Here is a 21,027-nt window from a genome sequence, read left to right on the forward strand (position 1 = left end):
TCCTTCTCCCTCCACCATTTATCGGTTTATGCTTCATTAAAAATCTATTTTATGTGGCCAACATAAATTAGAGGTAACACGAGTAAAAAGTAACAGTGTTAATGAAAATATGTGGAGGGGTTCCCGAGTGGCCAAAGGGATCAGACTGTAAATCTGACGGCTCAGCCTTCGAAGGTTCGAATCCTTCTCCCTCCACCATTCATTAGCAAAAATATTTAAAATTGATTTTATTTATGTGGTCAACATAGTTAAAATTGATTGCTAATATTTAAAGATATAAATGTAAAGTTATACCCAGTTAGATTGACGTAAAAAAGAAAAAATATGTGGAGGGGTTCCCGAGTGGCCAAAGGGATCAGACTGTAAATCTGACGGCTCAGCCTTCGAAGGTTCGAATCCTTCTCCCTCCACCATTTCTTTTAGTCATTTCAGTTCATCAAGTTAGCTCATTCAAATTAGCTCAATTTCAATTCTCAGTAGTTTCACTTCAGTTTTATCATCAAGATTTGCTTAGTTTCAACTTCACAGCCTTATCCTAGTCATTTATTGATATCGATTATTAATTTGCTGTCCAGCGTCAAAATGTAACCTTGTTCATAAAACATTAGAATTTAACTTCCTGATCTTGTTATTTATCTTTAAGATAATCCGATTACAGCAAACTTAGGATGTCAGATGTCTAAACAATGGGTTAATCAAGCCATAGCTAAAATAGAAGCTGATTTTCAACGCAGCGCCGATACACATTTAATTAAGTTAGAACTTCCACAATTAACTGGCATCGACATTTATCTTAAAGATGAAAGCACCCATCCAACTGGCAGTTTAAAACACCGTTTAGCCCGCTCTTTGTTTCTGTATGCGATTTCAAATGGATGGGTTAATGAAAATACCACCATCATAGAATCATCATCTGGCAGTACTGCAGTATCTGAAGCATACTTTTCTCGGTTACTTGGCCTACCGTTCATTGCGGTAATGCCAGCCACAACCGCGAAAAAGAAAATCCAACAAATTGAGTTTTATGGTGGTAGTTGTCATTTCGTCGACAAAACTGACCAAATATATGCAGAATCTCAGCGCCTAGCAGCGCAACTCAATGGCCATTATATGGATCAATTTACCTATGCTGAGCGCGCCACCGATTGGCGCGGCAATAACAATATTGCTGACTCTATCTTTAATCAGATGCAAAAAGAGCCACATCCAATTCCAGCATGGATTGTGATGAGCCCAGGCACTGGCGGTACCTCAGCAACCATTGGCCGCTACCTTAATTACCAACAACTTGATACTAAGCTGTGCGTGGTAGACCCTGAAAATTCGGTATTCTATGACTACTATATAAATGGTGATGCAAGTATTACCAGCGATAAAGGCAGTAATATTGAAGGCATCGGTCGCCCAAGGGTTGAACCGTCTTTTATCGCAGGTGTAGTGGATGAAATGAAAAAAATCCCTGATGCAGCATCTATTGCGACCATGAACTGGTTAGCACAGCATATTGGCCGTAAGGTAGGGCCATCAACGGGGACTAATTTATATGGCGTGTTGCAGTTAGCCTGTCAGATGAAACAAAAAGGCGAAACAGGCTCGTTAGTGACCTTGCTGTGTGATTCTGGTGAGCGCTATTTAGATACCTATTATAATAATGAATGGATTAATAACAATATCGGTTGTACTGAAGAATTTGACCTAGAGTTGCAACATTTTAACAGCAGTGGTTGTTTGGGGAAGTTATAAAAATTTAGCCATAAAATCAGTTATAAAAAATAACCCCGCCCAATTGACATTAGACGGGATTATTTTTCAATATGTTAGTTAATCGATATCTAAATATTTATGGGTCTGAATTGATAAGCGCCAATTACGGCTTATACAGGTTTTCATGGCAAGTTCAGTTGCCCGAGGTTTTTGACTAATAGGCTGTAAACAAATGGTTTTATTAGATACATCAATATCCGCTAATAACTCATCAAGTTCATCAATATGGTTTTGGGTGGCGATGGGATGCTTAATTTCATTAGCGCGCTCTAGCGCCGCCTTTAAGACTTTATAGCCGCCTTTCATATTTACTTTTGGTGACACGGTAACCCAGACTTGCTCATGACAATGAACCTCGAAAGTACCACTGGTTTCAATCTGCACGCTGTTGCCAGCTTCAATCAAATGACTGGTTAACTTACTTAGGTCATATAAACATGGCTCGCCACCAGTAATGACAATATGTTTTGCAGTAAAACCTTTTTCAGTAAATGCAGTTAATAATGAATGCGCATCATGATTTGCCCAGCGACCAATGGTGCCATCCACTGCAATAACTTGTTGTTGAGAAACCTTGTTTGCTTCTAATACATCCCAGGTCTGTTTGGTATCACACCAAGCACAACCAACAGGACAACCTTGCAAACGAACAAAAATTGCTGGAACGCCGGTAAAGGTGCCCTCACCTTGGATGGTTTCAAAAACTTCATTAACTGGATATTTCATTTAGCTGCCTTATTCTCAGTAAGGGCGCATTTATAGTGTATTTTCACTGTAGCTGCAACCATTAACGGCCATGATAATGACTGCTTATTAGATTACCTGCCAACTAATTACATATGTCTGATGAAAGCTGATTATTAATCAGCCTATTAATAGCCGCTTTTACAAAAAGGTCACTGCTATAAAAATCTCACTAAAATTCTACTAATCAAAAGTTAAATAACCATGAAAGTTATCCTTAATGTCGTTATAATTTAGCCCGTAATCAACGGCTTCAATTAACTAACTGTTTCAATGAGTCTGCTCTGGGAACATGTTGATATATTTAAATTTTATATGGTGAAAAAAATGTCTAAAGCAATTGTCGTATTTAGCGGAGGTCAGGACTCTACAACCTGCCTCATTCAAGCAATGTCTCAATATGACGAAGTGCATGCCATCACCTTTGATTATGGCCAGCGTCACCGTGAAGAAATTGAAATTGCTCAATCACTTGCTAAAGAATTAAACATTGCCAGCCATAAAGTCATGGATGTGGGTTTACTCAATGAGCTTGCGGTGTCTGCGCTTACTCGAGATTCAATTCCGGTATCCCATGAGATCATGAATAATGGACTGCCTAATACCTTCGTCCCTGGGCGCAATATTCTCTTTTTAACCTTAGCGGGCATTTATGCTTATCAGTTAGGGTGCGATGCCATTATCACTGGCGTGTGTGAAACAGACTTTTCTGGCTATCCTGATTGTCGTGATGAATTTATCAAGTCTATGCAGCAATCATTGGCGTTAGGTATGGATAAACCATTACAAATTGTCACCCCGTTAATGTGGCTAAACAAAGCTGAAACATGGGCACTAGCAGATAAATACCAAGCATTAACCTTAGTCAGAAATGAAACCCTTACCTGTTACAACGGCATAAAGGGCTGTGGTTGTGGCGATTGCCCAGCCTGCACCCTTCGCCAACGTGGTTTAGATGATTATTTAGCTAACGCTGACACTGTAATGGCTGAGCTTAATCAAAAAATGGCTAAAGCTTAAAATAGGGTTACTGACATGGCAAATAAGCAAACTCAAATTGGCGTATATGTTTTTGCAACTATAGTGAGCGTCATTTGCGCAGCATTATTTGCCTTAAATTTACTGCCTCTTGCACAAATAGATATCGACAGTTTACTGGCTTATCGCTATGACTCAATTACCCAAGGTGAATGGTGGCGACTGCTTAGTGGTAATATTCTGCATACTAACTTGTGGCATTTACTAATGAACCTAGCCGGTTGTTGGGTGATTTTGTTTTTGCATGAGACCCACTACAAACAGCATAGCGTTAAACTCGCAGGCTTATTTTTGAGTTTGGCAATGCTTGAAGGGCTCGGCTTATATTGGTTTTACCCAGAACTAAAGGGTTATGTGGGGCTAAGCGGGCTATTACACGGACTTTTCACTTTTGGCGCGCTACTTGATATCCGAAAAGGCTTTAAATCAGGCTATTTGTTATTGTTAGGGGTCATCATCAAAGCTGGTTATGAAACCTATTTTGGCGCCAGTGACAGCGTCAGTGAGCTGATCAATGCCAGAGTCGCCACAGAGTCTCACTTAATTGGCGTCGTAAGTGGGTTATTGTGCGGGTTAATTTGGTTGCCATTAAGTGGTTATTTAAAGCGCGCTCAAACACTGTCAACAAGCCACAATTAAGTATCATTTTGTGCTTGCTGATAAATGTTTGGCCGCCAAATTTGCATTAAGATTTCCGGATTATCTACCGGCAGAAAACCATATTGAGCGTAAAGGCCATGAGCATCCCTTGTAGCCAGCATCATTCTCCTTAATCCCTGTATATCTGGGTGACTTATCACCTTTTCGATGAGTAACTTACTTAAACCATTTCCTCGATGTTGATCAGTAATAAACACATCAGCTAGATAGGCGAATGTGGCTCTATCTGTGATAAGGCGGGCAAAACCAACTTGCTCGCCTTGGTCAGTAAATACCCCAAAGCACAAAGAATGCTCAATGGCCTTAGCTAATACTGTTATCGGCACCCCTTTGGCCCAATAGCTTTGTGAGATAAAACCGTGAATAACACTGATATCTAATTTATTTTGATCCGTTGAAATAACATAACCCTTGTTGCCTAACTGCTGCATTAACGCCCCTTAACTAAGATTTATTCAGTTTAAGTAACACACATCGCTGCCCAAGCTTATGTTTACCCCAACACTTGCTTAGTATATTGATATAACTGCTGAGCATCTAAGTTTGTCGATTTGGCCAAACCCGCTAATAACCCAAGTTGATCAGCCTCTGAGCGATGCTGGCCTAACTTGAGTTTCCCTTCTATGCAAGCAATTAAATCTTAAAACCCACAATGGCTTTAGCCAATTTATCGCGGTAGTCATTCGGAATAAAACCACCATGTTGTAATAACTCAGGCTCATATTTAGCGATGGTGTCAGTTAAATGCAAAATGGTTTCATTGCTATCGGTTAGCTCGAAAATCCCTGTTACATGCACCGCTGCATAATTCCACGTGGGTACGGCAGGAAAACCGTCATACCAAGTAGGTGAAATATACCCATGAGGCCCAGAAAATACCGCCAGCACAGTTTGTAAATCCAATGTTTTCCAATGATTATTGGCTTTTGCCATATGGCCATATAACGTGTGATTACCGTCAGCATCAGTTTTAAGGATTAATGGCAAATGAGAGGCTTGTAAATCGCTCGAGCTAAGCAGAGCAAAGCCAAACTCTTGGATAAAGTCTAAAGCCTCGTGAGAATGCATTTGTGATTTTTTAGGTAGGTACATGAGCATCCTTAATATGCAGGTTTAACTTTTTGGGAACTCTGTATTAATGAGTGACTCAATAAACGCGTTAATTCGTTGCTAAAAACTGCTGTAACCTTTGTTTTAATGGCGCTATTGCAGCTGGATGAGCCAAATAATCAGCTATGGTCATCAATTGCCAATATTGGCCTTCTGAGCCAAAATTAATCGCATCTAGTTCAGTTTGAGTAATATAAGCGACAAAAAAGTAGGAATGGCCATTTTCAGTTTGGTTAATCCCCCGCTGTTTGTATATCAAACGCTCTATTGGCAGCGCAATATCAAATTCTTCATGTAGCTCTCTAAGCACACACTCCTGGGCCGACTCCTTGCCTTCGCGGCCACCACCGGGAAAGTCCCATTGATTTGGAAAAGGAATGCTGGCTTTATCATCCCGTAAATACACCACTAATTTACCTTCAAAAATCAGGGCCAACTTGCAACCAGTGAAAGCTTCAAAATCCGTTTGCTTAGTTAACGCTTGTTGATTAGCTAGCACCATTTGTCACCGACTCCACGGTTGATTTAGTAATAATTAATATCCCATAAAAAAACCGTGTTGATACTGACAATCATTCAGTATCAACACGGGTTTAATGCGATAACCTCGACTTATGAACTTATATTCTAAGCAATAAAAATAAACCCAATAAAGGTAATGCCAGCGGCAATAAGCGTATAAGGTAATTGCGTTACCGCATGGCTAACTAAATTACAGCCTGCACCTTGGGCAGCGAGTACGGTGGAGTCACTATAAAAACACGCCTGACTGCCAAAAGATGACGCAGAAAGCAGCGCGCCTATTACGAGTGGCATATCCGCGCCAACAGCTTGGGCTAACGGCATCATAATGGGGATGGAGACAGCAAAGATGCCCCAGCTTGAACCCGTAGCAAACGCTAAAACCGCCATTGCGACAAATACCACTGCTGGTAACATTTGCGCAGTCATATAGGGGCTTAAGCTTTCAATTACAAATTGTGGCAGCAATAATTTATCGCAAACATCTTTAAATATAAATGCAGCAATTACAGTACCAATGGCAGGTAACATACTTTTAAAGCCATCAATCATTTGTTCCATCATATCGGAGAACGGCATTAATTTTTGCACCGCATAATAGGGAATAGTGATCAGCATTGTCGCTAATAAACCTAGCCAGACATCTATATCAAAGTACACGGTAAAACCGACCAGTAAGATGATGGGCACTAAAAAGTTATGTAACTTGCCTTGTTCATCTGCGGCGCTGAAATTGTCTTCAATCGCCTTAACGCCATAGTCATCGCTGGTATGGGTTTCTGCAGACTCATCCACAGGAATACCAATACCTTGCTTGGCTTTAAATTCTGCTTTTTTCATCGGTCCAATAAGTGGGATAACCCCTAAAATAACCAATGGCACCATGATCACTGCCACCCAAGCATAGAGCATATAAGGAATCGCCTGCATATATACCGCAATGCCCTGCCCCGATTCGGCAATGCCGTTGTCTACTAACAAACCGCCGAAAAATACAGCCCAAGTTGATAACGGCACCAGCACACAAATAGGCGCCGCAGTTGAGTCAACCACATAAGCGAGCATTTCACGGGAGATTTTATATTTATCGGTTACGCGCTTCATGGTCTCACCCACGGTGAGCGCGTTAAGATAATCATCGATAAAGATGGCCACACCTAATACAAAGGTCATCATTAATGACGATTTGGGTCCTTTCGCTACTCGTAAGGCTTTTTTACCAAAGGCAAACGCGCCGCCGGTCCTGACTAATAATGCAATCAAAGCGCCGAAGGTACCACACACTAATATCAGCCAACCTATAGTTTCGTCAGCCATTACACTCAGTGAGATTTCTGAAAAATTATTCAATGCTTCAGCAGGATCTAGCATCAATAATCCCACAACTGCGCCTATCACTAAGGCGAGTATAGGTCTTCTTAATAAAATCGCTAAAATTATAACAACCAAAGGCGGGATCAAACTGATCGCAGATGGCTCTGTCATCACGGTTTTTCCTTGAAAAAAGAAAGATTAATAAAGAAAAGAAAATAATGTTGAATTGCGCTTTAGTCAACAAAAACTAAACACATTATTGAAATAAAATAAGGATTTATTTAAAAACACATATCAGAATACAAATTCATTGCGGAAGAATAAAAAATCACCCTAAACTCACCTAAAAGTTTATAGGTTATTTGAATTCCTATGTAGGGTTTAATCCATCAATGAAGATTTATCAAGCGAAGTTTAACTTGTTAAAATATAAACAAATAACAATTTAACCACTATTGTTTTACGCACCTTTGTGTATGTCCCAAAGTAAGCAGTGAACAAAACCGTTTAAATATTCGCAGATCTTCAAACATCATGGAACATTCATGGATATCAATAATTACTTACTCCCCGCAATTATTGCGTTAAGTATCATTACTATAAGCATTGTTATTTTTGCCCGATTAGGCGTAGGTACCATTGTAGGTTTTATTGTCGCAGGAATAATTTTAGGACCACACACACCTGGTCCTATTGCCACAACCAATATTGAAACCTTACAAAATATTGCCGATTTTGGTGTGGTTTTGTTTTTATTTACTTTAGGCTTAGATATGAAGCCACAACAATTATGGAGTATGAGAAAGACCATTATTGTTCAAGGTTTTGGTCAGGTATTGTTAACCTCGGCGTTATTTTCTCTGCTGGGTACTGTTATGGGTTTGGCTTGGGAAGTGGGTTTTGTAATTGGTGCCATTTTTTCACAGTCTTCTACCGCTGTGGTGATGACATTACTGCAAGAGAAAAAACAGCTCAACACCCCACACGGCACAAACATATTTTCGAATCTCATGGCTCAAGATATCAGTGTCGTGCCGATAATGGCGCTAATTCCGATTTTAGCGCATCAACAAAATACCAATGCGAATTCTGGTTTATATACCAGCATGTTAATAATTGGCTTGATGGTTTGTGTGTTCATTCTAGCCCGTTATATTTTACCATTTTGCCTAAAAATGAGTATTACCAGTCAAAACAAATCAGCCTTTGCGTTAAGTTTGTTTGTGGTGATTTTTACCACTCTATGGCTGTCTAGTGTCGCTGGGGTTTCACAAACTTTAGGCGCTTTTATATTAGGTATGTTGCTATCAACTTCTGATTTCAAGTTAATGTTAGAAGAAGTGGTAACACCACTTAAACAAGCACTGATGGGGTTATTTTTCCTGTCAGTGGGCATGTCCATCAACCCCGAAGTACTTTTAAGCGATTTTGGCACAATTTTAATCTGGTTAGCTGCTGCAGTGCTGATTAAGACCTTGGTATTTATTACATTAGCGTTAATAGATGGTAAAAGCTTAACCGTGAGCATCAAGACGGGTTTTACCCTTAGCCAAGTGGGTGAATTTGCCTTCGTATTATTAGGCATTGGTACTGTCGCTGGCGTGCTAGACAGTCATAACGCAGCTGTCGGCTTTATTATCATTAGTATCAGTATGATTATTACACCTTTTATGAATAAATTAGGTAATTGGCTCAGTTTACAGTTTATCACTGACCGTTATAATGACAGTCATGATCCTCACGCAGCTGACAATCAACTGGTAATTATCGGTTTAGATGAAGTTGGCCGTTTAATCGCTCTACTGGCTGATAGAGCTCATATCTCCTACGCTGCTTACGATATTGACTATGAATGCGTTAAAAGAGGTAAAGCATTAGGGCTAAATGCTCATTTCGGCGACATCCTCAATAGTGGTATTCAGCAAAAGGCACAGTTAAAGGTTGCAAAAGCCGCTTTTATTTCAGCAACTGGTTCAGAAAGACTAAAACGACTTGCGTTAATGCTGTCTCATTATAAACAGTTAGATATCTATGCTCGCACAAACTCAAGAGCGGAAGAATTCTACTTAAATAAGCATGGGGTGAAATATGCAGGATCTGTTTATATTGAAAGTACTTTATTACGTGGACTGGATTTATTGCGCAATTTTGGACTAACAGAACAAGACGCCATGCAGTTAATCGATAACCTTAAACAAGAGTTGTTTGAGCAAGAATATCATCAGTGGGGAAAGCAAGCCGCATCAGAACCACAGCCCGTAACCGTTAATTAATAACGGCTTCGATAAAATGTCATCTTTGGTATAAGATCGGTTTTAATCAACAGCAGTTATTATAATAAGATCTATTGATGTCACTTAATTAATGACATGAGTGAGACAACATTTTGAGGAACACCGATGGCAGAACTGACACTTGATAAGACCGATTTGCACATTTTAAAATTACTGCAAGCATCGGGTAAGTTATCAAATCAAGACTTAGCTGAACAAGTAGGCTTGTCACCTTCTCCCTGCTCAAGGCGAGTCAAAGCATTAGAAGATGCTGGTTACATTAGTGGTTATGCCACCCTATTAAATGCAGATCATTTTAAGCTAGCATTAACCGTGTATATTCAAGTGAGACTAGAAAAACACAGCACTGCCATTTTAGAGGCATTTGAAGCAGATATTGCCTTATATGATGAAGTGCAAGAATGCAGCTTAATTACTGGCAGTGAAGCTGATTACTATTTAAAGGTGTTAGTCACTGATATGCAGCAATATAAGGTGTTTTTATTAGATAAGTTAACCACCAATGCGCATATTGCTGGTATTAATTCTAGTTTTGTCTTAAAAAAAGTAAAAAGTAGCACAGCTATCCCCTTACCCTAGCCCTAGCCCTAGGAATAAACACTCACTAATATGTGACTCAATGCCTTCACTGTTCTTGAAAGGCTTTTATTTGTTTCTCTTCAGCTGTGATAGCCCGAACATCATTGCACATTAAAACATCATCGCCTGCGGCAGATCACTTTCTTGAAAATTAACTCGACTAATATTTAATTGCGCTGATGAGAAAATCTGCTCACTGTAAAACAATTAAATATCACCAAAAACAATTAAATCGCAATAAAAAACCACATATTAACAACTAAGCCACATTAAAAGTCACCAAAAAGATTTAGTTAGCAATATTTTTTATTGCTTAAAAGGTTCAAGACATTACTATGCGCGCTCTTCAATTATTAGCGTCTATAGAGTTAAACACATGAGCGTAAAATCATCTGGCCAATTTAGTTCTCGTATTGGTTTTATTATGGCCGCAGCAGGTTCTGCTGTTGGTGTTGGTAACATCTGGGGATTCCCTACACAAGCTGCAACCCATGGCGGCGGTGCATTTTTACTTGTCTATGCCGTGTTAATTTTACTGCTGGGCTTTCCTATGTTAATGGCTGAATTAATGGTTGGTCGTCACGGACAGACTAATCCAGCTGATGCAATGACTAAACTTGCTAATAAGCCCTTAGCCAAAAAGATAGCTAAAAGTATCGGACTTGTTTCAATTATCACTGCCACGCTTATTTGTACTTTCTACAGCATTCTATCAGGCTGGTTTGTCAGTTTTGCCCTAGCGCCAGTGGCACAGATGGCGAACCAAGCTGAGGTGGCTGCTTGGTTAATGGACTTTTCTATCAGTAGAAATTTAGTCTTTACCCTATTGTTTATCACACTGGTGATATGGGTGATCCGCCAAGGGGTACAGCAAGGAATTGAGCGTTGGTCAAAACGATTGATGCCACTGTTACTAGTCATGTTAGTCGCTGGCGCTATCTATATTTTAACCCAGCCAGGGGCAATGCAAGGTTTGTCAGTATTATTTGTGCCTGATTTTTCGAGGGTATTAGATACAGAGGTGTTAATGGGCGCATTAGGGCAAACCTTTTTCTCACTGTCTGTGGGTACTGGCGCCATGATGGTATACGGTGCATACCTTAATAAACGAGAAAACATAGCTAAACTAACCGCATACGTTACCTTAATGGACACCAGCGTCGCATTGCTAGCCGCGTTAATGATTATTCCAGCCATGTATGTGGCCCAGCACAATGGCGTACAAATTTTCGCTGACGATGGCAGTTTACTAAATTCTGACACCTTAGTGTTTAGTGTATTACCAGCGCTTTTTGATTCTTTAGGTGGGATCAGCCAATATCTATTAGCAATCGTGTTTTTTTCATTAATGACCATTGCCGGTTTGACCTCGGCAATGTCAATTGTAGAAGTACCCACCAGCTATTTAGTTGAAAAAACGTCCTTAACACGTAACAGTGCCAGTTTAGTCGTCGGCGCGTTTATCGCCACTGTTGCTTGCGTGATTGTGTTTAACTTTAATGAGTTATTTGGTTTGATCATCACCATAACGACTGAACGAGCACAGCCATTAATTGCCTTGGGTATTGCGATATATTTAGGCTGGGTTTGGCATAGGAATTCATTACTTGCAGCAATTTCACAGCAACAAGGCGTTGATAAAGATAGCTACTTTTGGCGTATGTGGCCTGTTTATGTGAAGTTTGTTTGCCCAGTATTAATCTGCTTGATAATCATGCAGTTATTCTTAGGCTAATAACTTTCTAAACAAGCTGCTAACTAAGATATACAAAAGGCTATAAGATTATAATTTTTATAGCCTTCTTATTTTATACAAATGAATTTGTCGTTCATCCCAAATTTCCCTTGCTGAACTCAGTTAATGAAAAAAGCGCCAATGGTTAAAATATCCACTAACACAACAAAAAACCACTACAAAGACAAGATATACCTCTATATCAGCCTTCAATAACGCCAATCACAAACACTGTATAAGTAAACAGTATCATGTTAAGTTAGTGCGCTATTATCACTATAATTATCATAATGATTTTCACCCTAATCAATTAAGTGATAGTAAATTAAGTGATAGTAAATTAAGTGATAGCCGATTAAGTGATAGCCGATTAAGTGATAGCCGATTAAGTTTATCTGTCAGCGCCTTCAAAAGGCTGATTTGACCAAATAAAAATGACAAAAGAGAACATATCATGAATGTAATGGGAATCATGCTTAAAGCAAATGAAATGCGGATAGTGACGTTAACGGGCACAAGAACAGCACATGAACTCATTAATCCAAAGTTCAATAAACTGGCTGTAGACAAGCACCCTCAGCAAGCGGAAGTGAAAATTCTGATAGAGCAAATTTCACAATATTGTGATGCCAATAATATTGAAAAAGTAGTTATTAATAGACGCTCTACAACAGGACAAGGTGCTGGCGGCGCGGGTACTTTTTTACTAGAAGGTGCTTTATTGGCGACCTTGAGCCCAGCTATCGTTTTTATTCATCCAGCCACAATAAGAGCAACCGATAAACGAGAAGCAGACCACAAGTCAGCTAAACCTAAAACCGTAGATTTAGGCAAAGCTTATGATCTTGCTTATGAAAGTTTAGCCCTTAATTAAGCTATGTAAAAAGCGCTCTGAACGTGGAATGTAGTAATTATCATAGTCAAATGACATTACTACACTGGATGTTTTGGCTATGATTTCATCTCTAGGTACAAAACCAATCACTCGAGAATCAGAACTATGATCACGGTTATCGCCTAGTGCTAGGTAATGACCTTCTGGTACGGTAACCTCAGAAAAATTTGAAAGCCTAGAGCCACTATTACTGGTACGAACGAAATGGTTAACCGTGCTAGTTTCAGAGAATAACTGCTCAATTTTGTCCTCGGATGAATCAGTTGCACTTATTGGTTGATAGGCTAATGTCTTTCCATTAATGCTGAGCACATTATCCGTCAATGCAATGACATCCCCTGGTATGCCAATGACACGTTTAACCAGTCTATTATCAGCAGCAGTAGATTCGAAAATAATAATATCGCCGCGCTGAGGATCTGCAATCTTATAAAGCGAAATGTGCGTAAAAGGTACTCGTAAATCATAAGCCATTTTATCGGCATACAATCTATCACCTTCAATGATAGTCGGTTTCATTGAGCCTGACGGCACGGTATACCAGTCTGCAACAGCGCTTCGAAAAACACACATTAACATGATAAATAACAATAACGACTTATTGGCTTTAATCGCTTTCACTACAGCATTGTTCATATAAATTCCTTTTTATGTAATAACAAATCATTAACTTAGATTAGCAAATACCAATCAATAACAACATCAAGCTTAACGATTTTTAATCTAATATGTGCTGTGAAACCAAAGAATAAAATCTTAAATAGTGAAAAGTGAAAAGTGAATGGCGTAACATGAATGGGGATTAGCTTTGTTTGCTGCTGACAAAAAATTAAGGGAGAGATAGCTAATCTCTCACTTCCCTATTAAATCAGGACTTAATCTGCCCTTTTACTGATCCATTTAGCGAAAGGTTGAGCAGTCATCCCGTGTAAAATAAGACTAATAAACACAGTGCAAATCACCGTCATGGCCATAAAATTACCGCCGGGTAAATCCTTGTCCAGCATGATAATAACAAACACTATCGATGCAAGGCCCCGAGGTCCAAACCAGCCTAGAAAAATTTTCGAAGGGATATTGCCACCAGCACGGCCCAATGACAAAAATATCGGTAACATACGAACAATGGTCAAGCTGAGTAAGGCATAAATCAGCATAGTCCAAGTAAACTCGTGAAAGGCATTTCCAATGACAAATGCACCAAATAATAACCATGTCAGAAGCGCCATAATTTCGCCAATACCTTCGGTTGGTAATAACAATTTATGTTTATGCTCTTGGCATAAATAACCAAACAACAAGCCGCCAGAAAATGCTGCTATATAACCACTGCCACCAAGCTCTTGGGCGATGGCAAAGCTAGACAGCGCCAAACTTAACACAAGGTTTTGGCTCCAAATCTCGGTTATCCAGCCTTTTTTATAACATGCCTTTATTAAACCAGCACCAATAAACGACACGCTTAAACCAACCAGCAACCCAATGCCTAATTCTTCAACTAAAAAGTGTACTGCTAATTCTGATACCGCTCCTTCAGCAACACTACCTGCCGCTAACGCTAGAAAAACAAATAAGATCGGTACACAGATACCATCGTTCAAACCACTTTCTATATTCAAACCTTCACGTAATGGTGCTGGCACAATAGGACTTGAAACCACCGCCTTACCTAAAGCAGCATCGGTTGCAGCTAACATGGTGGCTAACGCTGCGATTTCAAAGACACCGAGATTAGGAAATAATACAAAGCCTGCCAAAAAGCCTAATAAAATTGCCCCGGGCAAACCATAAAGTAACATTCTGGTTGGGATATTAATGTGCTTACGCAGTACAGTTAAATTGGCGTTTGATGCATCACAAAATAACACTATGGCTAAGGTAATATCTGCAAACACCCTAATGCCAATACCATCAAGGTCACTACCCAGCCAATTCAGAGCAGATGGGCCGAGCACAAAACCCACCACCACGAACACCATAGGGCCAGAAATCATTGAGCGTTCAAATCGCCCTGCGACCAAGCTGTAACATAAAGTAAAAACAGCCAAAATGGCTAACTCTGAATACATTTATCAACTTCCCTATTGTGGCCTGATGCCCGGTTATTTATCGAACAATCTATAAGGTTAATTTACAGGGATGAGCATTCATAGCAAAGCTTATTTTACTTATGGTTAATCCTTTGATTGAAGCGATAAAGGCAGAATACTCACCTTTTTGAACAGTAGCATCAAAAGAAAATATAACTACTCCGTTAACATTTAAGCTTGCTACTATTTTAGCAATAAGGTTTTCTTGCTCTTTCAAGGGTACATGCTAAATACTGTCCCATGCCGTTATAAAATGATATTTTTCAGGAAGTCACACTCACAGATATCGCCTTGGATAAAATGAATCTCGGGATGCCGTTTACGAGCCATATTGAGCATTTCAGTTGACACCTCAAGCCCTGAAACTGTAAAGCTTTACTGATAAGTTTCATATAAAGTATCCCTTCTAAAAGTTACCAACTATGTAATATAAGCACCCATGATTAAAATTGGCAGCCATAAAAGGCAGCGACGATAACTTAAGTACCTTATTGGCAGCATTTTGTTTAATATCACAGCCAATTTAACTGCTAAAATTAATTAAGAATTTCATTTCCTGTTTCGAAAGTAATTGAACTAAAGGCTTGTATCAAAACTTGTATCAGAACTTTTTCGTGAAAAAACAGGCCTTCAAGGTAAAACTATGCATACACTTCCGTCTTTATCCCAACTCGGCTGGCGCCCTTTCTTTCAACAACAACTCACTCTCGATGAGTTAACTGGTTTCAACATAGGCCGGGTAATTGAACAGCACCGCAGCGGTGTTGTGGTGTTATCAGAGCATGGTCACTGCAGCCTAAATCAATCATTTTCACAAGCTGCTGAACGTTTATGTGTCGGTGACTGGGTATTATTCAATGGTGATAATCAATTTCATAGACTGTTAGACAGACAGTCCTTATTCCAACGTAAAGCCCCAGGTAGTAAAGTCGAAACACAACTAATTTCAGCTAATGTTGATAGTGTGTTTATTGTGTGTTCGTTGAATCAGGATTTTAATCTTAGCCGAATAGAGCGCTATTTAGCTTTAACCAAAGAAGCTCAGGTAGAACCGATCATCATTTTAACTAAAGCGGATTTTTGTCAAGATTTAGATGATAAGCTAGCCCAAGTACAAAGCCTTGATCCATTTATGATGGTGCATGCCATTAATGCATTGGACAAAGAACAATTATCAGTACTAGATACATACTGTAAGCAGGGCAACACTATTGCCCTACTCGGTTCATCAGGTGTCGGGAAGTCAACGCTAGTAAATGGACTTATGGGTTTTGAAGCACAATTAACCAGTGATATACGTGAAGATGACAGCAAAGGCCGTCATACCACTACCTCTAGAGCCTTAAAGACTTTGCCACAAGGCGGTTTAATACTCGACACTCCAGGTATGCGCGAGTTACAACTTGGCGCTTGCGAGCAAGGCGTAAATGAAACCTTCAGTGAAATTACTGAATTAGCCCAGCAGTGTCGTTTTGCTGATTGTAGTCATGCCAATGAACCAGGTTGTGCGGTTCGTGCAGCCATAGAGTCTGGGGTAATTACTGCTCGGCGCTATGCTAGTTATCAAAAACTTATGCGTGAACAAGCGTTAAATGGTGCCACCTTAGCGGAAAAAAGGGCTAAAGATAAAGCCTTTGGCAAAATGATAAACTCAGTTCAGTCTGAATCACGTAATCGTAAAAAAGGCGCTTTTTAAACCATCAAAAGTAGCGAATACTGGCTTTAAATTGATCAAATATATATTGGGCATCATGTGAAGGGTTATCATTAGCGGGATTTACTAATTCATCTTTAGGTACATCAATCATATTAAAAGTGAATATAATTGGTTCATTCACCGAAATAAGGCACCGATTCCGAGTGAGTTTTTCCGCCCAGGTCGCTTTAAATAAAAACTGTGAGGTATATTCGATTGAGTCACACTGATTTATTTTGAATTCTTTAGCGATGCTGAGGATCTTGTATTGCTTTAAACCTTTTTTGTATAAGGCTTCAAACCCTTTCACTAACCCATGCAAGCTTTCACCTTTTTGATAAGTAAAAGGTTCGGCATAAACACTGATGGAAGGCCCCATGGTGCGGCTATATTGAGCATTGATTTGCGACATCACTACAATCGGATCTTCACCATTAATAAGATTTTGGGTAAAGCGACTTTGTGAAAGTTCTTGTGAAGTTATCGATGCTGTAAACGGCTTTAACGACATAAAATGCCAACCGGCAGGTTTTGTAAAAGACACCCCTAAAGAATGATTAGTGTATTGACCACTATCATTAACAACAGTGTGATTAACAGCGCCGCTAACTTGATTGCTAGGGCCTTCAAGCTGATGATTAGAGCCCTCAGCTCGATAAACTGAGCCATCAGCGGGGTTATATAAGTGCCCAAATAGCTCAATAAAACTTGGCTTATCTTGTGCCATTATTACCTGCCTTTATTTAATGATGAATATAGCTAAGCTAATTACAACTCGTTAAGCGCTTATTTTAGTTTAGAGGCTAATAACATTTTTGGTAATCTTTGTTGGCTAAGTCACAAAATCACTAAGTCACTAAGTCACTAAGTCACTAAGTCACTAAGTCACTCGACTTGAATTACCATTAAGAAATGATTCTATTGTTAAGTTTCCAGTTACGTACTAAATATCAGATATGTAACTGAATCCTTATAATTTAGAAGCTTGTAGCAAGAAAAAAGGCGCCGTAGCGCCTTTTATGCAATGTTTACCGTTGAGGTTATTACTGCTTGTAAATCTTGCCACCTTTCATCACAAACCCCACATCAAGTAACTGTGAAATGTTGTCTAACGGGCTTGAATCTAAAGCAATAATATCTGCATATTTGCCTGTTTCTATGGTGCCGAGTTTGTCACTCATATCGATTAAATCGGCAGCATTAACGGTTGCGGACTTTAAAATATCTGCGGTGGTCATGCCAGCTTGATGCATTAATACTGCTTCTTGAGCATTAATACCGTGCTTAGAAACACCACTGTCGGTGCCAAAGGCAATTTTAACACCTGCCTTGTAAGACTTTTCAAAATTGGCAAGCATATCTGCGCCGACACGAATCGCTTTGGCTTTGATGGGCGCTGACATAAAGTCTGAGGTTTCAGCCATATCGACAACTGTAGCACCAGCCAGTAGGGTAGGAACTAAATACGCCCCCGTTTTTTTGAATAACTTGATAGTTTCTTTATCGGCATAGCTTCCATGCTCAACACTGTCGACTCCAGCTCGAAGTGCGGCATTGATACCTGCCGTAGCGTGTGCGTGACTGGCAACTTTACGCCCTAACCCATGGGCTGTAGCAACAATTTCTTTTAATTCATTATCAGTCATTTGCTGACCAGTACCCGTGTTTGTGTCAGACAACACCCCACCAGTAGAGGCGACCTTAATAGCGTCAGCGCCATATTTTATCGCTTCACGGGTTATTTTTCGGCATTCAAAAGGCCCATCACAAATCGTCATTGGTGACTTCATTGCTAACAAATCCGGCGCCATGCCATCGACATCTAAATGCCCCCCCGTAATTGAAACACCCGCTGCTGCGATAATACGCGGGCCGTCAATCCAGCCTTTTTCGACCCCGTCGCGTAAGGCATACATTTGCTCTGGCTCACTGAGTAAGTCTCGCACCGTAGTAAAGCCCGACATCAGAGTGGTTTTAGCATAATGAACACTTTTCATTGCGATATCTGCATCAGACAGTTTTACCGTATCGCTAATATTATCCGGGCCAAATTCCATTTGTAAATGAACATGCATATCCATCAAACCTGGCATCACAAAGCGATCAGATAAATCGACAAACTGAGCATCACTACCGTAGGTTGAAGCCGCAATAAACCCTTGTTCTACTGCGATAATCTCACCATCTTTAATGACCACTGTCTGCTTTGATAATGGCGCCTTACCCGGCAAAGCTAATAGCTCACCTGCATGTATTACTTTGGTGTCAGCGAGTACAGAGTGCGTTAATAAACTGGTTAAAGACATCGCAACTAGCGAGAGACCTTTAAAGAAACTTTTATTGCTTGGTGTGGTTGTTAGCATTGTTATAACCATTTAAGAGAGAGTTAATTTGCATTTAATATACTCAATTCACCACAAATGTAAACAACGATTCACATAAGCTTGTCATTTACGCTACATATGGTAATTTACTCACTCGGTGTTTAATGAAATACATGTGTTAGCAAACAAAAACCTGCACAGGACTTTTCTAAAATCGCTAAAAATAACTCAAAAAGGACTAAATTTAGTGAATATATTTAATAAAAGCATGGGCCTATTATTAATTGCCCCTTTTGCGTCAATGATGGTGTTTGCGCAAGATACTGACTCCACTTTGCAATTAGAAGATGTTTTCAATCTGCAATATGCATCTGGCCTTACTATCAACAAGGATGGCGATGAGGTTTTTTTTGTTCGTAATTATATGGACATTCAAACGGACAAAAAACTCGGTAATATTTGGAAGGTCGATAAAAATAAAACGCTCACTCCAGTGACGAATGGACTGCATGTCGATTACTCGCCAACATTGTCACCTGATAATACTCAGTTAGCTTATATTTCTACCGCAAGCGGCAAGCCACAAATACATATGAAATGGTTAGAAACGGGAGACGCTGCACAAATCAGCCACTTTGCTGATTCGCCCGCTAACTTGTCTTGGTCACCCAATGGCAAACAGTTGGCTTTTACGCGTTTTGTCGCTAGCAAACCAAAATCAGTAGTGTCATTACCGGGCATGCCTAAAGGTGCTGAATGGGCAAAACCTGCAGTTTATATTGATGATATGTATTACCGCTTTGATGGCGCAGGCTTTAGTAAACCCGGCAATAGTCACATCTTTGTGATGTCAGCAGATGGCGGCGCAGCGCGTCAATTAACCTCTGGTGAATATGATCATAATGGTCAATTAAGCTGGAGTCAGGACGGTAAGCAACTGTTCTACTCCAGTAATAAACGCGCAGAAAGTGACTTAGAATGGACTGATAATAATCTGTACCGCTTAGATCTCAACACCAAACAAGTGACTCAGTTAACCGATAGAGTCGGTCCAGATATCAGCCCTATGGTATCGCCAAATGGTAAATACATTGCTTATTTAGGCGCAGATCAAAACCATAAGAATTACGCGAATACTGAGCTGTACATCATGAATATTGATGGATCAAATAAACGCTCGTTAACCGCTAATTTAGACCGCTCGATTAACAGTATAAAATGGGCTGATAACAGTAAAGCAGTTTACTTTAATTATCATGACCATGGCGAAACCTATGTTGCTTATCAACCCCTTAACGGCAAACGTAAGCTGGTAGCTGAAAATTTGGGTGGATTAGCATTTGGCCGCCCATATACCGGTAGCCAATTTGATGTGGCAGCAGATGGCACCATTGCCTTTACCTATTCAGACCCACAACGTCCTGCTGATGTCGCCATAACTAAAAAAGGCAAAACTAAGCAGCTAACTAGCCTTAGCGATAGCGCCCTTAATTACAAAACCTTGGCCACTATTAAAGAGCTCAATGTTAAATCTTCGTTTGACCAGCGCGATATTCAAGCATGGGTCGCTTACCCACCGGGTTACGATACAGGTATAAAAGCCGGTAAAACATACCCGCTAATTTTAGAAATCCACGGTGGACCCGTCACCAATTATGGGCCGCACTTTTCAGCTGAAGTACAACTGATGGCGGCAAGTGGTTACGTAGTGGTATACGCTAACCCCCGTGGTAGTGACAGTTACGGTAAAGAGTTTGCCCAAACTATTTATAATAACTACCCAAGCCAAGATTATGATGACTTAATGTCTGTGGTTGATGGCGTTATCGCACAAGATGCGATTAATGAAGATGCATTATTTGTTACTGGCGGCTCTGGCGGCGGCGTGCTCACTGCCTGGATTGTGGGGCACACTGACAGATTTAAAGCGGCTGTGGTCGCAAAACCGGTAATCAATTGGTATAGCTTTGTACTAACAACTGATATCTACCCTTTTGTGATTAAAAACTGGTTCGAGAAAATGCCGTGGGAAGACAGCGCTCATTACATGAAATTATCACCCATCAGTTATGTGGGTAATGTCACCACCCCAACAATGCTATTAACCGGTGAAGCAGATCAACGTACACCCATAGCTGAAACTGAGCAGTTTTATCAAGCGCTTAAATTACGCAATATTGATACCGCTATGGTGCGCATTCCTGATGCACCCCATGGGATCTATAAAAGACCCAGTAATTTGATGTCGAAAGTGGCCCATAT

General features: G+C 40.0%; 19 protein-coding genes and 2 tRNA genes. 11 read left to right on the top strand and 10 right to left on the bottom strand.

From position 1 onward, the window contains the following. The first annotated feature begins 113 nt into the window (after nucleotides 1-113). The 3 genes from AB4160_RS17800 (at nucleotide 114) to AB4160_RS17810 (ending at nucleotide 1,743) form a co-directional block, all read left to right on the top strand. A tRNA-Tyr gene (locus AB4160_RS17800) sits at nucleotides 114-198 on the top strand. 130 nt (nucleotides 199-328) lie between these two features. Next, nucleotides 329-413 (top strand) — tRNA-Tyr (locus AB4160_RS17805). Nucleotides 414-675: 262 nt separating this feature from the next. Continuing rightward, a complete protein-coding gene (locus AB4160_RS17810; protein WP_102435558.1) occupies nucleotides 676-1,743 on the top strand; it encodes a PLP-dependent cysteine synthase family protein in 1,068 nt (355 codons plus the stop codon). Between the two features lie 78 nt (nucleotides 1,744-1,821). On the opposite strand, the gene queE is transcribed toward AB4160_RS17810, so the two are convergent. Continuing rightward, nucleotides 1,822-2,490 carry a 7-carboxy-7-deazaguanine synthase QueE gene (queE, locus tag AB4160_RS17815; protein ID WP_303414444.1) on the bottom strand — a complete coding sequence of 223 codons (669 nt, stop codon included), beginning with the start codon at nucleotides 2,488-2,490 and terminating at the stop codon, nucleotides 1,822-1,824. Between the two features lie 345 nt (nucleotides 2,491-2,835). Here queE and queC point away from each other — a divergent pair, with 345 nt between their 5' ends. Together queC and rrtA are read left to right on the top strand one after the other, a co-directional pair. After that, nucleotides 2,836-3,528 (top strand): 7-cyano-7-deazaguanine synthase QueC, encoded by a 693-nt coding sequence (gene queC, locus AB4160_RS17820; RefSeq protein WP_198589275.1) that lies wholly within the window; start codon nucleotides 2,836-2,838, stop codon nucleotides 3,526-3,528. 15 nt (nucleotides 3,529-3,543) lie between these two features. Then, a complete protein-coding gene (gene rrtA / locus AB4160_RS17825; RefSeq protein ID WP_372005751.1) occupies nucleotides 3,544-4,185 on the top strand; it encodes a rhombosortase in 642 nt (213 codons plus the stop codon). Here the strand turns inward: rrtA and AB4160_RS17830 are convergent. The 4 genes from AB4160_RS17830 to AB4160_RS17845 all read right to left on the bottom strand — a co-directional run bounded on the left by AB4160_RS17830 (nucleotide 4,182) and on the right by AB4160_RS17845 (nucleotide 7,323). Then, nucleotides 4,182-4,637, bottom strand: a complete 456-nt coding sequence (locus tag AB4160_RS17830) for a GNAT family N-acetyltransferase (RefSeq protein ID WP_303414451.1) — start codon at nucleotides 4,635-4,637, stop codon at nucleotides 4,182-4,184. The genes rrtA and AB4160_RS17830 overlap by 4 nt on opposite strands. A gap of 202 nt (nucleotides 4,638-4,839) precedes the next feature. Next, nucleotides 4,840-5,298 (bottom strand): FMN-binding negative transcriptional regulator, encoded by a 459-nt coding sequence (locus AB4160_RS17835; RefSeq protein WP_372005753.1) that lies wholly within the window; start codon nucleotides 5,296-5,298, stop codon nucleotides 4,840-4,842. Nucleotides 5,299-5,365: 67 nt separating this feature from the next. Continuing rightward, a complete protein-coding gene (locus AB4160_RS17840; protein ID WP_372005755.1) occupies nucleotides 5,366-5,818 on the bottom strand; it encodes an NUDIX hydrolase in 453 nt (150 codons plus the stop codon). A 125-nt stretch (nucleotides 5,819-5,943) separates the two neighbouring features. After that, nucleotides 5,944-7,323 carry a Na+/H+ antiporter NhaC family protein gene (locus AB4160_RS17845; RefSeq protein ID WP_372005758.1) on the bottom strand — a complete coding sequence of 460 codons (1,380 nt, stop codon included), beginning with the start codon at nucleotides 7,321-7,323 and terminating at the stop codon, nucleotides 5,944-5,946. Between the two features lie 374 nt (nucleotides 7,324-7,697). Here AB4160_RS17845 and AB4160_RS17850 point away from each other — a divergent pair, with 374 nt between their 5' ends. The 4 genes from AB4160_RS17850 to AB4160_RS17865 all read left to right on the top strand — a co-directional run bounded on the left by AB4160_RS17850 (nucleotide 7,698) and on the right by AB4160_RS17865 (nucleotide 12,634). Then, complete coding sequence (locus tag AB4160_RS17850) at nucleotides 7,698-9,425, top strand: cation:proton antiporter (protein ID WP_371999691.1); 1,728 nt, start codon at nucleotides 7,698-7,700, stop codon at nucleotides 9,423-9,425. A gap of 126 nt (nucleotides 9,426-9,551) precedes the next feature. After that, nucleotides 9,552-10,025, top strand: a complete 474-nt coding sequence (locus tag AB4160_RS17855; protein ID WP_372005760.1) for an Lrp/AsnC family transcriptional regulator — start codon at nucleotides 9,552-9,554, stop codon at nucleotides 10,023-10,025. Between the two features lie 376 nt (nucleotides 10,026-10,401). Continuing rightward, entirely contained in the window at nucleotides 10,402-11,760 is a 1,359-nt protein-coding gene (locus AB4160_RS17860) for a sodium-dependent transporter (RefSeq protein WP_372005763.1), read from the top strand. 454 nt (nucleotides 11,761-12,214) lie between these two features. Beyond that, a complete protein-coding gene (locus AB4160_RS17865; protein ID WP_372005766.1) occupies nucleotides 12,215-12,634 on the top strand; it encodes a DUF3010 family protein in 420 nt (139 codons plus the stop codon). Here AB4160_RS17865 and lepB read toward each other — a convergent pair. From lepB to AB4160_RS17880, 3 genes are all read right to left on the bottom strand, one after another. Then, complete coding sequence (lepB, locus tag AB4160_RS17870; protein WP_102519507.1) at nucleotides 12,620-13,291, bottom strand: signal peptidase I; 672 nt, start codon at nucleotides 13,289-13,291, stop codon at nucleotides 12,620-12,622. The two genes, AB4160_RS17865 and lepB, sit on opposite strands and share 15 nt — an antisense overlap. Before the next feature lie 239 nt (nucleotides 13,292-13,530). After that, on the bottom strand, nucleotides 13,531-14,724 hold the full coding sequence (locus AB4160_RS17875; RefSeq protein ID WP_303414473.1) for a cation:proton antiporter: 1,194 nt from the start codon (nucleotides 14,722-14,724) through the stop codon (nucleotides 13,531-13,533). A gap of 49 nt (nucleotides 14,725-14,773) precedes the next feature. Further along, nucleotides 14,774-14,962: a hypothetical protein gene (locus AB4160_RS17880; RefSeq protein WP_102519505.1), complete on the bottom strand. Its 189-nt coding sequence runs from the start codon at nucleotides 14,960-14,962 to the stop codon at nucleotides 14,774-14,776. Nucleotides 14,963-15,388: 426 nt separating this feature from the next. Between AB4160_RS17880 and rsgA the strand changes: the two genes are divergently transcribed. Continuing rightward, nucleotides 15,389-16,441, top strand: coding sequence for a ribosome small subunit-dependent GTPase A (gene rsgA / locus AB4160_RS17885; RefSeq protein ID WP_372005769.1), 1,053 nt, complete (start codon nucleotides 15,389-15,391; stop codon nucleotides 16,439-16,441). Between the two features lie 4 nt (nucleotides 16,442-16,445). Here the strand turns inward: rsgA and AB4160_RS17890 are convergent, their stop codons facing one another. Both AB4160_RS17890 and AB4160_RS17895 read right to left on the bottom strand, forming a co-directional pair. Next, nucleotides 16,446-17,168, bottom strand: a complete 723-nt coding sequence (locus AB4160_RS17890) for a hypothetical protein (RefSeq protein WP_372005772.1) — start codon at nucleotides 17,166-17,168, stop codon at nucleotides 16,446-16,448. A 316-nt stretch (nucleotides 17,169-17,484) separates the two neighbouring features. Then, nucleotides 17,485-18,747 carry an amidohydrolase family protein gene (locus AB4160_RS17895; RefSeq protein WP_303503655.1) on the bottom strand — a complete coding sequence of 421 codons (1,263 nt, stop codon included), beginning with the start codon at nucleotides 18,745-18,747 and terminating at the stop codon, nucleotides 17,485-17,487. Nucleotides 18,748-19,033: 286 nt separating this feature from the next. Between AB4160_RS17895 and AB4160_RS17900 the strand changes: the two genes are divergently transcribed. Beyond that, nucleotides 19,034-21,027: prolyl oligopeptidase family serine peptidase (locus tag AB4160_RS17900; RefSeq protein WP_372005793.1), on the top strand; the 1,994-nt coding region annotated here is incomplete at its 3' end.

The sequence above is a fragment of the Shewanella sp. 10N.286.51.B8 genome (genome assembly GCF_041469325.1).
In the GTDB taxonomy this organism is placed as follows: Bacteria; Pseudomonadota; Gammaproteobacteria; order Enterobacterales; family Shewanellaceae; genus Shewanella.

Excerpts from the sequence above, each read along its gene's own strand:
- AB4160_RS17860 (WP_372005763.1), top strand. The coding sequence starts at position 10,402 with ATGAGCGTAAAATCATCTGGCCAATTTAGTTCTCGTATTGGTTTTATT.
- AB4160_RS17845 (WP_372005758.1), bottom strand. The coding sequence starts at position 7,323 with ATGACAGAGCCATCTGCGATCAGTTTGATCCCGCCTTTGGTTGTTATA.
- AB4160_RS17875 (WP_303414473.1), bottom strand. The coding sequence starts at position 14,724 with ATGTATTCAGAGTTAGCCATTTTGGCTGTTTTTACTTTATGTTACAGC.
- AB4160_RS17830 (WP_303414451.1), bottom strand. The coding sequence starts at position 4,637 with ATGCAGCAGTTAGGCAACAAGGGTTATGTTATTTCAACGGATCAAAAT.
- AB4160_RS17890 (WP_372005772.1), bottom strand. The coding sequence starts at position 17,168 with ATGGCACAAGATAAGCCAAGTTTTATTGAGCTATTTGGGCACTTATAT.
- AB4160_RS17850 (WP_371999691.1), top strand. The coding sequence starts at position 7,698 with ATGGATATCAATAATTACTTACTCCCCGCAATTATTGCGTTAAGTATC.
- queE (WP_303414444.1), bottom strand. The coding sequence starts at position 2,490 with ATGAAATATCCAGTTAATGAAGTTTTTGAAACCATCCAAGGTGAGGGC.
- AB4160_RS17895 (WP_303503655.1), bottom strand. The coding sequence starts at position 18,747 with ATGTCTTTAACCAGTTTATTAACGCACTCTGTACTCGCTGACACCAAA.
- queC (WP_198589275.1), top strand. The coding sequence starts at position 2,836 with ATGTCTAAAGCAATTGTCGTATTTAGCGGAGGTCAGGACTCTACAACC.
- rsgA (WP_372005769.1), top strand. The coding sequence starts at position 15,389 with ATGCATACACTTCCGTCTTTATCCCAACTCGGCTGGCGCCCTTTCTTT.
- AB4160_RS17840 (WP_372005755.1), bottom strand. The coding sequence starts at position 5,818 with ATGGTGCTAGCTAATCAACAAGCGTTAACTAAGCAAACGGATTTTGAA.
- AB4160_RS17855 (WP_372005760.1), top strand. The coding sequence starts at position 9,552 with ATGGCAGAACTGACACTTGATAAGACCGATTTGCACATTTTAAAATTA.
- lepB (WP_102519507.1), bottom strand. The coding sequence starts at position 13,291 with ATGAACAATGCTGTAGTGAAAGCGATTAAAGCCAATAAGTCGTTATTG.
- AB4160_RS17865 (WP_372005766.1), top strand. The coding sequence starts at position 12,215 with ATGAATGTAATGGGAATCATGCTTAAAGCAAATGAAATGCGGATAGTG.
- rrtA (WP_372005751.1), top strand. The coding sequence starts at position 3,544 with ATGGCAAATAAGCAAACTCAAATTGGCGTATATGTTTTTGCAACTATA.
- AB4160_RS17835 (WP_372005753.1), bottom strand. The coding sequence starts at position 5,298 with ATGTACCTACCTAAAAAATCACAAATGCATTCTCACGAGGCTTTAGAC.
- AB4160_RS17810 (WP_102435558.1), top strand. The coding sequence starts at position 676 with ATGTCTAAACAATGGGTTAATCAAGCCATAGCTAAAATAGAAGCTGAT.